The sequence below is a fragment of the Sciscionella marina DSM 45152 genome, assembly GCF_000379465.1.
GTDB classification, from domain to species: Bacteria; Actinomycetota; Actinomycetes; order Mycobacteriales; family Pseudonocardiaceae; genus Sciscionella; species Sciscionella marina.
The window spans coordinates 1-15141 of the sequence record NZ_KB905423.1 but is presented as its reverse complement, the minus strand read 5'-3'; the positions used below and the strand labels follow the sequence as shown (position 1 = coordinate 15141).

The following is a 15141-nucleotide window of genomic DNA, read 5'->3' as shown; positions in this document are numbered from 1 at the left end:
CAAGCTGGTCAGTGTTGTGCCCGTGTGCTCGACTGCCGCGGCGATGTCGCGGGATCGGACGGTGCGCAGCAGCCCTGCGGCAGCATCGGCACTGAGGTTTGTGGGTGCGCCGCCGGGAATGAGCTTGGTGAGTAACACATGCAGTCGGTTGATGGTCTGGGTTCGGGTCCGGATCATGTCGTCATGGTGTTCGACCAGCGCGCGCAGCGCCGTGATGGTTCCGTCCAGGCCGACCGACTGTAAGTCGGTCGCGGTCAGTGCGGCGATGCCCACCGAGATCGCGTCGGCGTCGTCGTTTTTGCGGCCGTGTCCGGTCGAGAGCATGCGCACCCGAGCGGCGAGCTTCGCCGGCACGTCGACAACCTTGATGCCATCGGCGTCGAGCCGAGCATTCAGCGGCGCCCCGAGGCCGGTGACTCCCTCGATGGCCCACCACACCCCCGGCCAGCGGCGGGCGAAGCGACGGAGCTGTCGGTAGCCGTCTCGGCTGACCGGAACTCGCAGCGTCGCCAACGGATGCAGCTTCGCGTCCACCACTGCTGCGGTCCACGACGCCTTGTGCGGATCGATCGCGATCACGATCTGATCGGGCCGGAAAGTCTGCTGTGCCAACGAAGATCCTCCTCGAACGAACCATTATGGGGGCGAGGAGGGCACACCAACTTTCGGCATTGCAGGCCTCTCTTCAGCCACTCCACGCCAAGCAGCGGTGGCCGGGAAGCAAGCCGCTCGCGAGTCAACCCCGCAGGGTGACAGGTGTTTCACGAGCCAGACCCGACCACCACCTGAGGAGATCATGGCTGCAGACCACACTCCCTGCCGGTATTGAACAAGTTGGTGGTTCACTCCGACCGCGGTACGCAATACACATCAGCTGAGTTTTCCCTTTTCTGCAAGAAAAATCAGGTTCGCACCAGCGTCGGGCGCACCGGCGTTTGTTGGGACAACGCTGCTGCCGAGTCGTTCTTCGCCTCACTGAAAAACGAGATGTATCACCGCGAACCGTTCCCCACCCGGGCCCGCGCCCGCTTCGCCATCGCCGACTACGTCGAAGTTTTCTACAACCGGAAACGGCTCCACAGCAGCCTCGGCTACCGCACCCCCGCCGAGGCATATCGAGACCACCTCACCGCGACCGCGGCCTGAGGAACCCACCGAGGACCGTCCAAGATCCTTGACACACCTCACCTCCTCACCAGAATCGGCCACCACGAACCCAATACCCCACAACCCCTCGCCGCATGACCCCCGACGAACTAACAGATTCACACATACTTCACTGGTCACGATGGCGACGAACCAGCCAATCCCGCGCACATGCCAGCCACCATAAACATCACAAACTGTCGTTGCCCGAGCCCGGCAGATGGTGCCGCCTGGCAGCCGGATAGCGCAGTCTAGGGTTCGATGCTCTCGGCAGGGCGGAGCCGCCGGATTTCGGCACCTGTCCGCTTGACCTCCCTGGCGAGTACGTCGTCCAGTACCTTCAGGCCCCACTCGTTGAGCAGCCCATCATGAATGGCGTACGCACGGCGCGATGATATTCGGCGCAGGTAGCTAATCATGTCGAGCGCCGTCAGTCATGGGGCCTGACCAGGCAGCAACAGTGTCGGCGCGTCGACCCCGGTCAATGCATCGCCCGGGTGAAAAACCTCTCCATCGATCAGGAACCCGACATTGTCGACGGGATTCGCGTCCGGGTAGCTGAAGTTATGCTTGTCACCTGCCACTGACACCTCGAAGACTGCGACCGAGAAGCTGTCGCCGGCGCGGACCACATGCACGCGCTCACCGAACCCATTCAGGTGCCGAGCGACCCCGGCGCAGGTGTAGATGGCCGACTGGACTTCGCGTAAGCGTTATGGGTCGAAGTGGTCAAAGTGTTCGTGGGTAACGAGGACGGCCTCGACCCCCGCCAGTACGTCTGGCTCGGTAGTCATGACACCAGGGTCGATGACGATCGCCTGGCCGTTCTTCTCCACACGTACGCATGCGTGACCGAACTTGGTAATCCTCATGGCCTTCACCCTGCCAACCGACCCAGCAACGCACCACCTACATTCGCGAGCAGCCGAAATGGTCGACGAACGACCCGTGGCTTGGCTACCCCGGCAGGCGAAAGAGCATGATCTACAGCTGGAGTATTGACACCGCTACGACGGCCTCGTGCTGACTAGCCAGCCGCTTGAAAAGCCCACTCGAACAACAACCGCTTTCAGCGCATCACCGGGGTCACCGGGACGCTGGTCAGGAACGCGTCAAGGTGCGTATTGAATGCCTCGGCTTCCTCCCAGAACGGCACGTGGCCACTGTGTTCGAAACGCGTCAGGGTCGCGTTCGGCATCGCGTCGCGCAGCCATGCGCCCACATCGGTCGGCACCGCCTGACTCCTGGTGCCGTGGCATAAGAGAGTGGGTACGGTAATCGTACGCACGAACTCACGCCAGTCGGATCGCGCGAGGTCGAGCCAGTAGGCCAGCAACGCACCGGTCGAGGTACGCAGGCCTTCAGCCGTCCAATCCGCGACGAGTTGCTCATCTACCGTCGCTCCGGCCGCGAAGCAGGCAGCCGACAACCCGTAGAACCAAGCTTTCTGATCGTCGATGATGGAGCCCCCTACGTTGACTACCTTGCCCATCGTCAGGTCCCCGAATATCGCGTGGGGCCACTGCGGATCGAGCGTGTTTCGCGGCGTCATGTCCACCGAGCAGAGCGCCTTGATCCGGTCGTTGCCGTATCGACGGACGTATTCGAACAGTACGAACGACGTCATCGACCATCCCACCAGGGTTACTTCGCGCAGATCGAGCTCGAGGATCAACGCCCGTACGTCGGTGGCGACCTGCGACAAGGTCCACGGACCTAGGCTCGCGCCGGAATGCCCCTGTCCGCGTGGATCCAGGGTGATTACTTGGTATCGGTCAGCGAGTGCCCACTGCCGTTTCCAGTAATAGCCGGAGAAACCCAGCCCTGGCAACAGCACGATCGGCGCACCTTCGCCTGCACTCGTGTACCACACGTCCTGGCCACCGGACAGGTAAGCCACGCTGACCACTCCCTTCGAACACCCCAGATCGATTATTCGAAATCTCGAAGCAAGATTCGTTTTTTCGTAGCTTAGTGACCGAGACAACCGGCGTCAACTGTTTGAATCTTGACGGTGTTTTGAAACTATGGATAGCCAGCACTTCTCTGCCGTCGAAACCTGCTTCGTCACGTTGGTGCTGATGGCCGAGGACGGTGCCGAGACGCTCTGCCGTAGCGGTTTCTCGCCGACCGTCTCGAGCGTGCGGCTAACTGGGCGTGTATGACAGTCGCGTCGGGTTGGTTCTCGACGGAGTGCAGCCTCGCCTCTCCCCCGGCCCCACGCCGATAACAGATGGCAACCGTCTATTCGGCCGTCTAGCGTCTACGCTCTCTTCGACACGGCGCCACGCATTGGACGTTCTGGTCCCCAACGATCTTTGCCGCCGCAATTCGCCGACCATCTCGACGACGACGCTGTCGCTGTCGACCGGTTCCCAAGCGGGACCAGTCATTGCGGGTTGGCCCACCTCAGGCTGTTGTTCGTTTCCCGCTGTCCGATCGGCGGCGCGGCCTCGAAATCCGACGGTCTTTCATCCGATGGCGGGGATGGTTGGCTTTCGGTCTCCGCCTGCGTGGTGCTCCCTGCCGAGTTCGCGCTCGATCTGTGCTGCGGCGGTTCTGGCTGCGGCCAGCAGGTCTGCTTCCTTCTGTGCGTCCATCTGGTTGCTGAGGGTGGAGACGTGGATCGAGGCCACGAGCGCGCCGTTATCGTCGCGGACCGGGACGGCGAGACCGATCACCCCGATGATTGCCTCTTGTCGGCTGATTGCGTGGTCGTGCTGGACGATCTGATCAAGCTCGCGTTCCATTTCTTGCGCGCCGGTGAGTGTGTGCTCGGTGAGTTTGGGCCTGTCCTGCGCGAACAGGCGCTGGCGAAGCTGGCGGTCGTGGGCGGCGAAAAGTTTGCCGACCGAGGTGGCGTGGAGGTACAAGGACTGCCCGAGCCGGATGTCGACGGCCACCGGGCGGGAACCAGGGAACCGGTCGACGTAGGCGATGCGGCCACCGAACGGGACGGCGAGGTAAATGTCGTCCCCGGTTTCCCGGGCGAGTTCGAGGAGGTGGCGCCTGCTCAGTGCCCGCACCTCGAGGCCATCGACGATCCGGATACCGAGCCGGACAGCGCGAGGGCCGAGCCAGTACCGGAGGTCCTCGGTCATCGTGACGACCTCAGCGATGACCATGCGCTGCAGAAGGTTGTGGCTGCTGCTGAGCGGGAGTCCGAGCCGTTTGCTGATCTCGGTGACCGTCATCCCGTCGACACGTCCTACGAGAAGTTCAAGCACGTCGAATGTCCGTGAGTACCGGTCGTTACTACTCATCCCACCACCCGGAGCGCGTCTGGACCATGCCGCGAGGGTAGCGACGATCTTCCGGTTTACGAAACTCGCTTCCAACCGCGCTCTTGACGCTCAGCGTGGCACGACCTAGATTCAGATGTGCGAATTAACATTCGAGTTCTCGAACCTTCCTGGTGGCGGATTCGCCACGAGGTAGCCGCTGGTGCCTAGTTCGCATGAGGAGGCCAACAAGGTGTCCGAAAGCCCCGGGGATGTTCACGGTGTCCCTGTCCCCTGCCCTCCGTCCGAACCTACAATTCCGCGGCTCATCGACGCCTTCGCCGCTAGCACCCCGGGGCAGGAGGCGGTCGTCACCGGCACCGAGCGGTTCACCTACGCCGGGCTGGCTGGCCGGACCCATGCTGCCGCCCGCGCCCTGGCCTCCCTGGGCGTTGACGAAGGGTCCGTTGTGGGACTCATGGCTCCCAACCTGGCCGAGTGGATCCCTGTGGCGGTCGGGGCGATGCGTTGTGGTGCTCGGGTAGACGCGTTTCACACCTGGGCTAAGGCCTACGACCTGGACTTTCTGCTTCGTTCGTCGGCAGCGTCGGTCCTTGTGTTGGCTGGCCGGGTCGGTAGTACGGATCTGCTCCGTGAGCTCCGTGTCCTGGTTCCCGAGCTCGACCATCCGGGCCCGCTGCACAGCGACCGTTTTCCGGCGCTGCGGCACGTCGTGGTGATCGGCGATGCGATCGATCGCATGGGCTCTTGGGCGCGGCTGGTGGCTGACCATGCCGAAGGCGGCCCGGTCATCGAGCCCGCGGACCGTGAAACCGCGCCAGCTTTCGTCCTGTACACGTCCGGCTCCACCAGTAAACCCAAGGCGGTGCCGCTGTGTCATCGCGACCTCGTGGTGAACGGTTTCCACATTGGCGAGCGCATGGGACTCGATGCTGTCGACCGGATTTGGCTCGGTTCGCCGCTGTTCTGGAGCTATGGCTGCGCGAACGCGTTGATGGCGACCCTCACGCACGGGGCGTCGCTCATCCTGCAGGAACACTTCACCCCCGGCGACGCCGCCGAGCTACTCGCCGGCGAGCAGGTGACCGCCGCCTACCTTCTACCGACGATGATCGACGCGCTGGCTTCGAAGGTCGCCGACCGGGTCCGGGCCGTGACCTCGTTGCGGACCGGCTTGACGATAGGCAGGCCGGACGCGGTCGACAAGGCCGCCGAACGGTTGGGGATCGCGGAGATCTGCAACATCTACGGCTCCACCGAGACCTACGGCAACTGTTGCGTGACTGATCATCGAACACCTCTGGAGCGCCGCCGCGTGACCCAGGGAAGGCCCTTGCCAGGCGTGGAGATCCGGATCGTCGACGAGGAGACCGGTGCGGTCCTGCCCTCGGAGCAGCCGGGTGAGGCGCAGGTGCGTGGCCGGCTGACCCCGGGCTATCTCGGCGATGCCGCCGCCACCGCGGCGGCCTTTACCGCGGACGGTTGGTTCCGCACCGGCGATCGGCTCGTGCTCCACGCCGACGGTACCGTCGAGTTCGTCGACCGGACCGGCGACATGATCAAGACCTCCGGTATCAACGTCTCCCCAGCCGAGGTAGAGAGCTTCCTATCCGGTCATCACGGAGTCGCCGAGACCCTCGTCGTGGGGACACCGCACCCGACGAAGGACGAGGTGGTTATCGCGTTCGTGGTCCCGGCGAACGACGCCGTGACCGAGGAGGACCTGATCAGGTACTGCAAGGAGAACATCGCCGGGTACAAAGTGCCGTGGCTGGTCACCCTGGTCGACGATCTCCCACGCACCGGCACAGGTAAGTTACTCCGTCGCGGCCTACGCAACCGGGCCGCTGGACTGGTCACCGACGAGTTGGGGCGAACGGAGGCTACCCGATGACCGGCAATTGGGGCCGCTGGGGCGGCGATGACCAGACCGGAGCATTGAACCTGGTCACCCCCGAGGTCACCCGCCGCGCCGTCGGCCTGGTCCGGGAGGGCCGGACCTACTCACTCGCTCAACCGCTCGGTCCGTCGAGTCCCTCGCCGGCGCATAGGCCGCGACCGGCCCGGTTCATGAACCGCGATGCAGGCGACTACGCGCTGGGCGCCCGGGCCCCAGGCGGGTTCAAGTTCGCGGAGGACACTGTGCAGTTCCCCACGCACAGCGGTACCCATGTCGATGCCCTGTCTCATGCGTGGGCGGGCGTGGACCTCTACAACGGCCATCCCGAGGCCTCGACCCGCAGCACCCGTGGTGCTCAGCGTTGCGGCGCCGAGCACCTGACCCCGGTCGTCACCCGCGGGGTCCTGGTGGACTTGGTCACGGTCACGGGCGGGCCGTTGCCGCCACAAGCCCCAGTGGACGCCGCCGATCTCGAGCGCGGGATCGTGGAGTCCGGGGTGAGCCCCGAGCCTGGTGATGCCGTACTGGTACGGACAGGCTGGTGGGAGTCACACGGCTCCGCGCAGCAGTACTTTGCAGACGAACCCGGGATCACCGGCGCGGCGGCGGCCTGGTTGGCCGCGCAGGATGTCGCGCTGGTCGGGTCGGACAACTACGCCGTGGAGCAGCAGGCGGCGGAGCCTGGCTTCCCCGCCCACCTCGTGCTGCTACACCAGCACGGTGTGCCGCTGATCGAGAACCTCGATCTCGCCGGGTTTGCGGCAGCTCTCGGTGGTGTCGGACGCTCCACGTTCCTGCTGCTGTTCGCGCCGCTCGCGCTCGTGGGTTCGACGGGCAGCCCGGTCACCCCCGTGGCCGTGCTGTGACGGCCGACCAGTGGCTGTCACAGCTTCGGCCGGGTGACCTCGTCGTCGTCGCGCAGGGTGTCGGTGAGCCGACCCTGCTATTGGAGCAACTGCTGATCGCGGCGCCCACCGGGGTCGAGGTGTTCGTTGGCTTGTCGCACAGCGATGCGCTAACTCGGCCATCCCCGCTGCCGCTGTTGTCCTTCGGCGCGATGGGGCCGCTGGGAAGGCCGCCCCACCGTGGCAAGGTCGAGGTGATCCCCGCGCGCTTTGACGACCTCCCGCGGGTGCTGCTGCATCGCGGTCGTGACCTAGTCTTGTTAGTGCAGGTCACGGAGGCCGACGAACACGGTGAGCACAGCCTGGGCATGGCGGTGGATTACACTTACGACCTGCTGGGCCGGGCCCGCTTGGTGGTCGCCGAGGTCAACGCGCAACTGCCGGTCACCTCCGCCCCGCGGCTGCACGGTTCGGCATTCGATGCGCTGGTGCCGACCTCGCGGCCGCTGCCGGTCGTCGCGGTACCGGAAGTCGGTGCGCCGCAGCAGCGCATTGCCGCGCACGTCGCTGGCCTGGTACCGGACGGCGCCACTCTTCAGTTGGGCGTCGGTGCACTGGCTGGCGCGGTCGGTCACGCGCTGGTCGGGCACCGCAATCTCGCCGTGCGATCCACGCTGGCCGGGGATTGGCTACTCGAGCTCGCTGATGCCGGCGCCCTGCGCCCACAGGGCGTCGTCATCAGTGAGGCTGCAGGATCTCCCGCACTCTGCCGGTACGTCACCGGCCCGGACGTCGCGGTGTGCTCGGTACACCAGGTCACATCGCCGGCCGCCGCTGGCGACATTGACCGGTTCGTAGCGGTCAACGCCGGGCTGCAGGTGGATCTGACCGGACAGATCAACGCCGAGGAGGTCTCCGCGGGCTACGTCGGCGGTGTCGGCGGCCAGCCCGAGTATATGCGCGCAGCCCAGCGCTCCCACGGAGGATGCGCGGTGATCGCGCTGCCGGCCACCGCCGGGTCGTACTCGCGAATCGTGCCACGGCTGGCCCCGGCCACGGTGACCACCCCTCGCTCTGGGGTGGATGTCGTCGTCACCGAGCACGGGGTAGCCGATCTGCGGGGACGCAGCCTGCGCGAGCGCGCCGTATCACTGATCGCGATCGCGGCTCCAGAGCACCGCACGACACTCCGGGAAGGACTCGAACAATGACCGCAACGACCACTACACCAGCAACAGAGACCAGCCGGGTCGCCGAGCTGCTCCATGCCTTCCTCGCCAGCCAGCCGGATGCTGCGGGCCGGATCGTCGACCTCCGCCGCGCCGACACCGGCCGGTCCCGCAACAATTGGCTGTTCGACCTGGTCGGTGATGGGAGCCGAGAGCCGTTAATCCTGCGCACCGATCCCTTGGGCGGACTGATCGACACAAACCGCTCGGTCGAGTTTGCAGTGCTGCGGTCCCTAGAAAGCAGCCCCCTGCCCACCCCCGCCGCTCGGTGGCTCGACCCCAACGGGCGCGCACTCGGCCGTCCGTCCCTGATCATGAGTCGGTTACCGGGCGAGTGTGACTATCGGGTGCTGCGTAACCCTGCTCGCGTCCTCGATGAACGGATCGGACTCGCACGAACCTTCTGCGAGCTACTCGCCTCTGTGCACGATGTGGACTGGCGCGGGCTCGGCCTGAGCGCCACGCTGACCGATCCCGGACCCGAAGCGGCACGCACTCAACTGAATCACTGGGCGACGGTGCTGCGTACCGACCAGGTGGAACCCTGGCCGGAGCTGGAGTACGCAATCGCCGTACTCGATGAGCGGGCCCCGTTGTCCGCCAGCACCGTCTTGGTCCACGCGGACTTCAAGCCCGGTAACATCCTGCTCGACGGCGACCGGGTTTCCGCGTTGCTGGACTGGGAACTCGCGCATCTCGGGGATCCGCTGGAGGACCTGGGCTGGGTCACTCAGCCACTACGGACGGCTGAGCACACTATCCCGGGCTCCTGGGATACCGCGGATCTAATCGCCCATTACGAACGCACCATCGGCACCCGGGTAGCCCTTGACGCGCTGGACTGGTGGGTGGCCTTCTCCGCGTTGAAGACCGCCATCATGCAGGTCAGCGGCCTGCGCGCGTTCCTGGCGGGTCGCACCGAACAACCCTACCGGCCCACCCGCCGAGTCTTGTCCACCGTTCTCGATGCCGTGCTGGAGGACTACACGTGAGACCAACCATCGACGAGCAACTCGACGGGGCCATCCGGCTGCTCCGCCTTGCCGAGGACATCCCCGAAACCACCCCCGCCGTCACCGAACTGGTTCGCAACGCGCGCCGACTCGTGGAACGGACGGCCGGTTCCTGGTCCATGGCGCTGCCGTTCCTGCAGGCGGACAACGCCCGGACTGCCGCACTGCTGGGCTATCACGACCCCGACAGCGGCGATCTGGAAGAGGCCACACCAGGCACCGCAGACCTGGCCGCGGCTGTCGCTCACAACGAGAAGCTCCGCGCAGCCCTGACCCACCGCATCCGAGGGCTCCCCGATGGACCTGACCGGGCCACCATCGGCACGCACCTGCGCGCCCGCGTGGACGCCGACCCGACCTGAACACGGAAGGATCAGGCGGAGCCTACCGATCCTACGAATGACCGGTTCTGACCCAATCAGAAAGGTAGGACGTGCCCAATGAACGACCATTTCGGCCTTGTGGCCGACGACGCGCACTTCGCCGAGCAGTTTCCGCTCTCCCCGTTCGACGATTTCCTGGTCCACCAGACCCCGGACCCGATCCGGGTCATGTGGACCGGCGACCCGCGAGCCTACGAGCGGTACTGGATGGTCTCCCACGACGCGGGAGGCGACATCGTCATCGCCACCGGCGGCAGCTTCTACCCCAACCTCGACCGCGCCGAGGCCTACGCCATCGTCAACGTACGCGGGCGGCACACCGCCGTACGCAGCTTTCGCCGAATCGGCACCGACCGCGCCGACCTGCGAATCGGACCGATCGCCCCGATGATCGTGCGCGGGTTGCGCGAGTGGCGCTACGTGCTGGACCCCAACGAGTGGGGCATCGCCTACGACCTAACCTTCACGGACACCACTCGCCAGGTTTTCCGCGAGCCGTTGTCCGACTCGGCCGCAGGCACACCCCCCGGCAGGCGCAACGACGTGACCAGCGGATTCGAGTGCTTCGGCGAGGTCACCGGGTGGGTCGAGGTGGACGGCGAACGGATCGCGCTGCCCCCCGGCTCCGCCGGGACACGGGACCGCCACTGGGGCACCGGACGCGGGGTCGGCGGGCCTGCGATGTCCCTGGGCGACCGACTGCACGTGGGCACCAACGGCAACGCCTTCGTCGCCTTCCCCGACTGGACGATATGGGGAGACCGCAGCTATTACCGGTTCGGCGACGAGCGACAGGGCTGCGCGAAGGTCCTCAAACCCGCCCGCCGGCTGCGCTTCGAACCCGACACTCAAGTATTCGCCGAAGGGATCGTGGACTACCGGTTCGACACCGGCGAGCAGGCACGGCTGCACTATGAGAAAATCGGCCAGCAGACCGCGTTCCTGCGTTGCGGAATGTACGGCGGCACTCCCGGCAGCGACATCCACCAGGGTGGTTACGACGGCCCGGACATGACCGAGGGCGAAACCCTCGACCTGACCCATCCCGAGATCCGGATCGGCGTACGGGGCCTCGACGAACACCTCTGCCGGGTCACTCGCGACGACGGCACCACCACCCTCGGAATCTACCAGGCCATCGATCCAACGGCGTACGAGGCCTGCATGTCCGAGCGTCGCGGCTGGGAGTTCCTATGACCGACGACCACGGGTCGTCAACTCTTTCACGAAAACTTCTCTCCACGAAGACCGCTCGTGCCGGACCTTTGAACAAGCTACCCGTTCCCGTCGTCGGCTTTGTCATTCCGACTGGCGGCTTCGAACTCACGAATCCGTCCTCTCATGCCCGTGCGATCGTCAGGGTCCGAAGCCGCCCGTTGTCCACCGTGTCTCCCCCACAGGCCGACCAGCGACGCATCGCGCTCGCCTACGTTCTTGGCAGCTTCCTTGAATACTTCCACTATTTCGCGTTCAGCAGACCGGCCGAGGGCCCACTTGCGGGGCCCACTCAACCTATGGCACGGGTCACCCCTGCTGGCCACGTTCACGTGCTCCTGGATCTGTGGCCTCGGCCTGTTCCATCTGATCTCGTAAGCAATGAACTTCCTCGCCACATCAGTCAAACCGCCGCAGACGGGAGCAGCCCTGGTCGCGATCGGCCTGTCGATCTACGCCATGGCCCGCCCGAACACCGGCAGATTCGCCGACCGGTCCAGACGCCGCCGAATCATCCTGCCCAGCTGCGTCCCACATGTCATGCTCGCCGTACCGGTGTTTGTGCTGTTGCCAACGGGAAACGCCCTGCCCCGGCTGGCATTCGTGATCACAGGATCACCCAGGCTCCGATCCACGCCAGCATCGCACTGATCCTGATCGAGCTCTTCCTTGCCCCGAGACGGCTGACCAGTTGCTCTCTCGAATTCAACGTGGGCAGCGGCCCGCACCAACGCCCGGCCAGCACGGTCTCGTGACAACCCATTGGCGACAACACCCATCGGCACCCCATACGACCCAAGGAAAACCATGATCGCCCCCAGACACGACGACCAACCAGACCGGATGCGCTGCATCGCACTCAACAGCACGGGTGGACCCGAGGTCCTCGTCCCCGACTCCCGCCCGACACCGCGCCCCGGCCCCGGCGACCTCCTGATCCGAGTCCGGGCGTGCGGGGTATGCGGACACGACGCACTCGCGCGCCGCGGCGAACTCAGAGTCGGCCGCGGAACGATCCTCGGACACGAGATCGCCGGCGAGGTCGTGGCCGTCGGCACGGACGTGACGGCTGGACGTGAGTTACTCGGCCGCAGAGTAGCGCTCGTCCAGCGCATCCCTTGCGGCCACTGCCCCGAATGCATGGCAGGGCTCACGACCCTCTGCCGCCAAGGCCCCGGATTCTACGGTGAAGATGTCCCCGGCGGGTACGCCGAGTATGTCCTGGCCACACCGCGCAACGTCGTAGCTGTCCCCGACTCCATCCCGGACGCCGCGGCGGCGATCCTGTCCTGCGCCGTGGGAACCGGGCTGCGGGCCCTGCAACGCGCAGAAACCCACCCGGGGAACATCGTGCTCGTCACCGGAGCCGGCGGTGGAGTCGGCGTCCACATCGTAGAGCTTGTCCACCATCTTGGCGCGACGGTCGTCGCGCTCACCAGCAATGCCGCGAAGGAACAGACGCTCCTGGAATTGGGCGCGGCAGCGGTGCTAGTCTCACCAGTCCCTCGAACCGTCCGCGAATGCCTGCACGATCTCGGCGGCAAGCGGGGGGCAGACGTCGTGGTCGAGCTCACCGGTAGCCCGACTTTCCCGCTCGCGCTTCGCGCACTCGCCCCCGGGGCCAGCTGATGCTAGTCGGCAACACCGAACCAGCCACCCTGCCCCTGGAAGCAGGTCTATCGATCCTCAAGGAACTCACAATCCACGGATCCGCACACGCGGACGCGACCGACCTAGCGGAGGTGGTTGAGCTCGTCGCAACGGGCGCTGTGACCCCGGTCCCAGCGCGCTGTTGGCCGCTCGAACAAGCGGCTCAGGCGCACCAAGCCGTCGAACGCCGCGAGGTGATCGGCAGGGCGGTGCTCGTCCCGTGAACGCATCCTCCCCGCTGCGAGGCATGCGGGTGCTCGATCTGAGCCAGCAGCTGCCCGGTCCCTACGCGACATTCCTGCTCGCGGCGCTCGGTGCCGAAGTGACCAAGATCGAGCCGCCCGCCGGGGACGCCGCCCGTCAGCTCGATCCAGAAATGTTCGAGCACGTAAACGCGGGCAAAACCAGCGTCGTCCTGGACCTGAAGACCAACCGCGGACAGCGCAGGCTACACGAGCTAGTCCACGGCCGCGACGTGTTCATCGAAGGCTTCCGTCCCGGCGTGACCAGCCGGCTCGGCTGCGACACGGCCACACTGCATACGATCCACCCGCAACTCATCTACTGCTCGATCACCGGCGTCGGGCAAACCGGTCCCCTCGCCGGCCGCCCGACCCACGACCTCTCGCTACAGGCGATGGCAGGCGTACTCACCGGAGCCGGCGACCTCTCCCGCATCGGTGTGCCCTGGGTCGACCTGGCCACCGGAACGTCCGCCGCACTCGCGATCACGGCCGCCTGGCACACCGGCCAGGGCTGCCACCTCGACATGAGCATGCTCGACGCCGCGATCGCCTGGGCCCGAGTGAAACCGTCAGGCCTTCAAGCCGACCCAGAACCCACTTACGGAACCCTGCGCACCGCTGACGGCAAACGCGTGACGATCGCCCTGCTGGAAGACGCAATGTGGGTACGCCTATGCACAGCCCTCGGCTGGGCCGATTGGGCCACCGACCCCAGCCTCGCGCGCTACCTCGACCGCAGACAGCACGCCGACGAGATCCGAAACAGGCTCGAACGCGACATCGCGCGGCTGACCAGGCAGGAAATTGTCGCGCTCGCCGAACGACACGACCTCCCACTCGGTCCCGCCGACGCAGCCACAGAACCGGTGGCGCGCGAGCAGATCACGACCCGGTTCCCAGACGGCCCCGGACGCGACCACCTGCCCCTGCCCACAGCACTGCTAAACCACCTCAACCCCGCCCCCTCCCTCGGCTCCACCGAGGAACCCCCACACCAGTGAGAGGGGGCGTCCGGTCGTCTGTGTAAGTGACGGTGGCGGTTCATGGGGTGGGGATCAACCCCTCGAAGTACATGGTGAATGCCTGCAGCGCCTTCTTCCAGCCCGAGCTGCGGATCCCGACGTTCGGTCTGCGGTAGTCCTCGAGGTCGCGGACCGCGAGCACACAGCACCTTGAGGACTCGATCCGGCACACGACGCCGACCCGGATGATGAAAACGCCGCTGTACCACCGGCAACACCGGCTCGATATCGGCCCAAAACTCGCCCGGAACCAACTCCTCAACCATGCCCACTGTCTAGCAACATGGCTCAACCAACCGGAAACCGACACACCGAGTCATTGGACTTCCCCTCAAATCGTGGAGGGTTTCTAGGTCGCTGCCGGTTGGTCAGCGGTGTTTTTCTCGTACTCGGTTGGGGCCAGCAATCCGGTGCTGCTGTGCCGGCGCTGGTTGTTGTAGAAGTCGCGGCACCACCTCGTCACGGTCGCTCGGGCGTGGCGTTTGGTCGCGAAGCGGTTTCGGGACAGGACCTCATGTTCGAGGGTGGCGAAGAACGATTCGGCCGCGGCGTTATCGAAGCAGGATCCGACCCTTCCCATCGACTGTCGGATGCCGAGCTTTTCCTGGCACAGCTTGGCGAACAGGCCAGCCGTGTAGGTCGAGCCGCGATCGCTATGGAAGATCACGCCCTCGATTTGTTCGCGGCCGCCACGGACAGTGGCGGCGATCTTGATCGCATCCGCGGCCAGGGCCGCGTCCGGGTGTTCCGAGACCGGGCAGGCCAGCAGTCGCCGCGAGTACAGGTCGATGACCGTGGCCATATACAGCGGCCCTTCACTGGTGGGGATCTGGGTCATGTCACCGCACCATTTCTGGTTCGGCCCCGATGCGGTGAAGTCCCGGCGCACCAAATCCGCAACCTTCGGCATGGACTTGTCCTGACGAGTTAAACCCTTGTACCGCTTGACTTTCCGCGCGATCAGCTCCTGTCGACGCATCGAGTCAGCGACCGTGTTCACGCTGACCCGCCACCCAGCCTCAAGCAAATCGGCATAAATACGCGGGGAGCCATATGTGCCACCGGAGAACTCGAACCGCTGGCGCACGACGGCATCCAGCGCTTCTCGGCGTTGTTGCCGGGCCGTGGGCGCACGGCTGATCCATTTGTAGAACCACGACAAACTGACGCCGAACAGGACACAGGTGATCGTGTGTGGCACCCGGTGATCGGTCCTCTGGTCGGCGATGAAACGGGCCACGCTCATTTCGT

The 15141-nt window shown here is 65.5% G+C and carries 16 protein-coding genes and 1 pseudogene; 10 read left to right on the top strand and 7 right to left on the bottom strand.

The genetic code is table 11. The features are described 5' to 3' along the window. Positions 1 to 579: IS110 family transposase (locus A37U_RS46620; RefSeq protein ID WP_205623048.1), on the bottom strand; the 579-nt coding region annotated here is incomplete at its 3' end. A gap of 258 nt (positions 580 to 837) precedes the next feature. On the opposite strand from A37U_RS46620, the pseudogene A37U_RS50485 reads away from it, so the two are divergent. Continuing rightward, positions 838 to 1146 (top strand): annotated as a pseudogene (locus A37U_RS50485) (integrase core domain-containing protein); the annotation flags it as partial. A gap of 434 nt (positions 1147 to 1580) precedes the next feature. On the opposite strand, the gene A37U_RS53215 reads toward A37U_RS50485, so the two are convergent. From A37U_RS53215 to A37U_RS55170, 4 genes are all read right to left on the bottom strand, one after another. Continuing rightward, positions 1581 to 1784: a hypothetical protein gene (locus A37U_RS53215; RefSeq protein WP_020500919.1), complete on the bottom strand. Its 204-nt coding sequence runs from the start codon at positions 1782 to 1784 to the stop codon at positions 1581 to 1583. 75 nt (positions 1785 to 1859) lie between these two features. After that, the gene (locus A37U_RS55175) at positions 1860 to 2018 is read right to left on the bottom strand and encodes an MBL fold metallo-hydrolase (RefSeq protein WP_205623083.1); all 159 of its coding nucleotides are present in this window, start codon (positions 2016 to 2018) and stop codon (positions 1860 to 1862) included. A 197-nt stretch (positions 2019 to 2215) separates the two neighbouring features. Further along, positions 2216 to 3046, bottom strand: a complete 831-nt coding sequence (locus A37U_RS0132870) for an alpha/beta fold hydrolase (RefSeq protein WP_157183172.1) — start codon at positions 3044 to 3046, stop codon at positions 2216 to 2218. Positions 3047 to 3617: 571 nt separating this feature from the next. Further along, positions 3618 to 4340, bottom strand: a complete 723-nt coding sequence (locus A37U_RS55170) for an IclR family transcriptional regulator (RefSeq protein WP_020500915.1) — start codon at positions 4338 to 4340, stop codon at positions 3618 to 3620. Positions 4341 to 4620: 280 nt separating this feature from the next. Between A37U_RS55170 and A37U_RS0132855 the strand changes: the two genes are divergently transcribed. The 9 genes from A37U_RS0132855 to A37U_RS46605 all read left to right on the top strand — a co-directional run bounded on the left by A37U_RS0132855 (position 4621) and on the right by A37U_RS46605 (position 13869). Continuing rightward, positions 4621 to 6282: a class I adenylate-forming enzyme family protein gene (locus tag A37U_RS0132855; protein ID WP_063712874.1), complete on the top strand. Its 1662-nt coding sequence runs from the start codon at positions 4621 to 4623 to the stop codon at positions 6280 to 6282. Continuing rightward, positions 6279 to 7154 carry a cyclase family protein gene (locus A37U_RS0132850; RefSeq protein WP_020500913.1) on the top strand — a complete coding sequence of 292 codons (876 nt, stop codon included), beginning with the start codon at positions 6279 to 6281 and terminating at the stop codon, positions 7152 to 7154. Before A37U_RS0132855 ends, A37U_RS0132850 begins: the two co-directional genes overlap by 4 nt. Then, complete coding sequence (locus tag A37U_RS0132845; RefSeq protein ID WP_020500912.1) at positions 7151 to 8344, top strand: acetyl-CoA hydrolase/transferase family protein; 1194 nt, start codon at positions 7151 to 7153, stop codon at positions 8342 to 8344. Before A37U_RS0132850 ends, A37U_RS0132845 begins: the two co-directional genes overlap by 4 nt. Then, positions 8341 to 9354 (top strand): phosphotransferase family protein, encoded by a 1014-nt coding sequence (locus A37U_RS0132840; protein ID WP_020500911.1) that lies wholly within the window; start codon positions 8341 to 8343, stop codon positions 9352 to 9354. The genes A37U_RS0132845 and A37U_RS0132840 overlap by 4 nt, the downstream gene beginning before the upstream one ends. Beyond that, the gene (locus A37U_RS0132835; protein WP_020500910.1) at positions 9351 to 9737 is read left to right on the top strand and encodes a hypothetical protein; all 387 of its coding nucleotides are present in this window, start codon (positions 9351 to 9353) and stop codon (positions 9735 to 9737) included. Before A37U_RS0132840 ends, A37U_RS0132835 begins: the two co-directional genes overlap by 4 nt. 78 nt (positions 9738 to 9815) lie before the next feature. Further along, on the top strand, positions 9816 to 10955 hold the full coding sequence (locus tag A37U_RS0132830) for an Rv3169 family protein (protein WP_020500909.1): 1140 nt from the start codon (positions 9816 to 9818) through the stop codon (positions 10953 to 10955). A gap of 825 nt (positions 10956 to 11780) precedes the next feature. Further along, positions 11781 to 12602, top strand: a complete 822-nt coding sequence (locus A37U_RS46610) for an alcohol dehydrogenase catalytic domain-containing protein (protein ID WP_020500907.1) — start codon at positions 11781 to 11783, stop codon at positions 12600 to 12602. Continuing rightward, entirely contained in the window at positions 12602 to 12847 is a 246-nt protein-coding gene (locus A37U_RS55165; RefSeq protein ID WP_083934127.1) for a zinc-binding dehydrogenase, read from the top strand. Before A37U_RS46610 ends, A37U_RS55165 begins: the two co-directional genes overlap by 1 nt. Before the next feature lie 23 nt (positions 12848 to 12870). After that, positions 12871 to 13869, top strand: coding sequence for a CaiB/BaiF CoA transferase family protein (locus tag A37U_RS46605; protein WP_020500906.1), 999 nt, complete (start codon positions 12871 to 12873; stop codon positions 13867 to 13869). A 40-nt stretch (positions 13870 to 13909) separates the two neighbouring features. On the opposite strand, the gene A37U_RS54545 is transcribed toward A37U_RS46605, so the two are convergent. Both A37U_RS54545 and A37U_RS0132810 read right to left on the bottom strand, forming a co-directional pair. Next, the gene (locus tag A37U_RS54545) at positions 13910 to 14032 is read right to left on the bottom strand and encodes a hypothetical protein (RefSeq protein WP_020500905.1); all 123 of its coding nucleotides are present in this window, start codon (positions 14030 to 14032) and stop codon (positions 13910 to 13912) included. A gap of 207 nt (positions 14033 to 14239) precedes the next feature. Further along, a partial coding sequence (locus A37U_RS0132810; RefSeq protein WP_020500867.1) for an IS3 family transposase occupies positions 14240 to 15141 on the bottom strand: 902 nt, incomplete at its 5' end.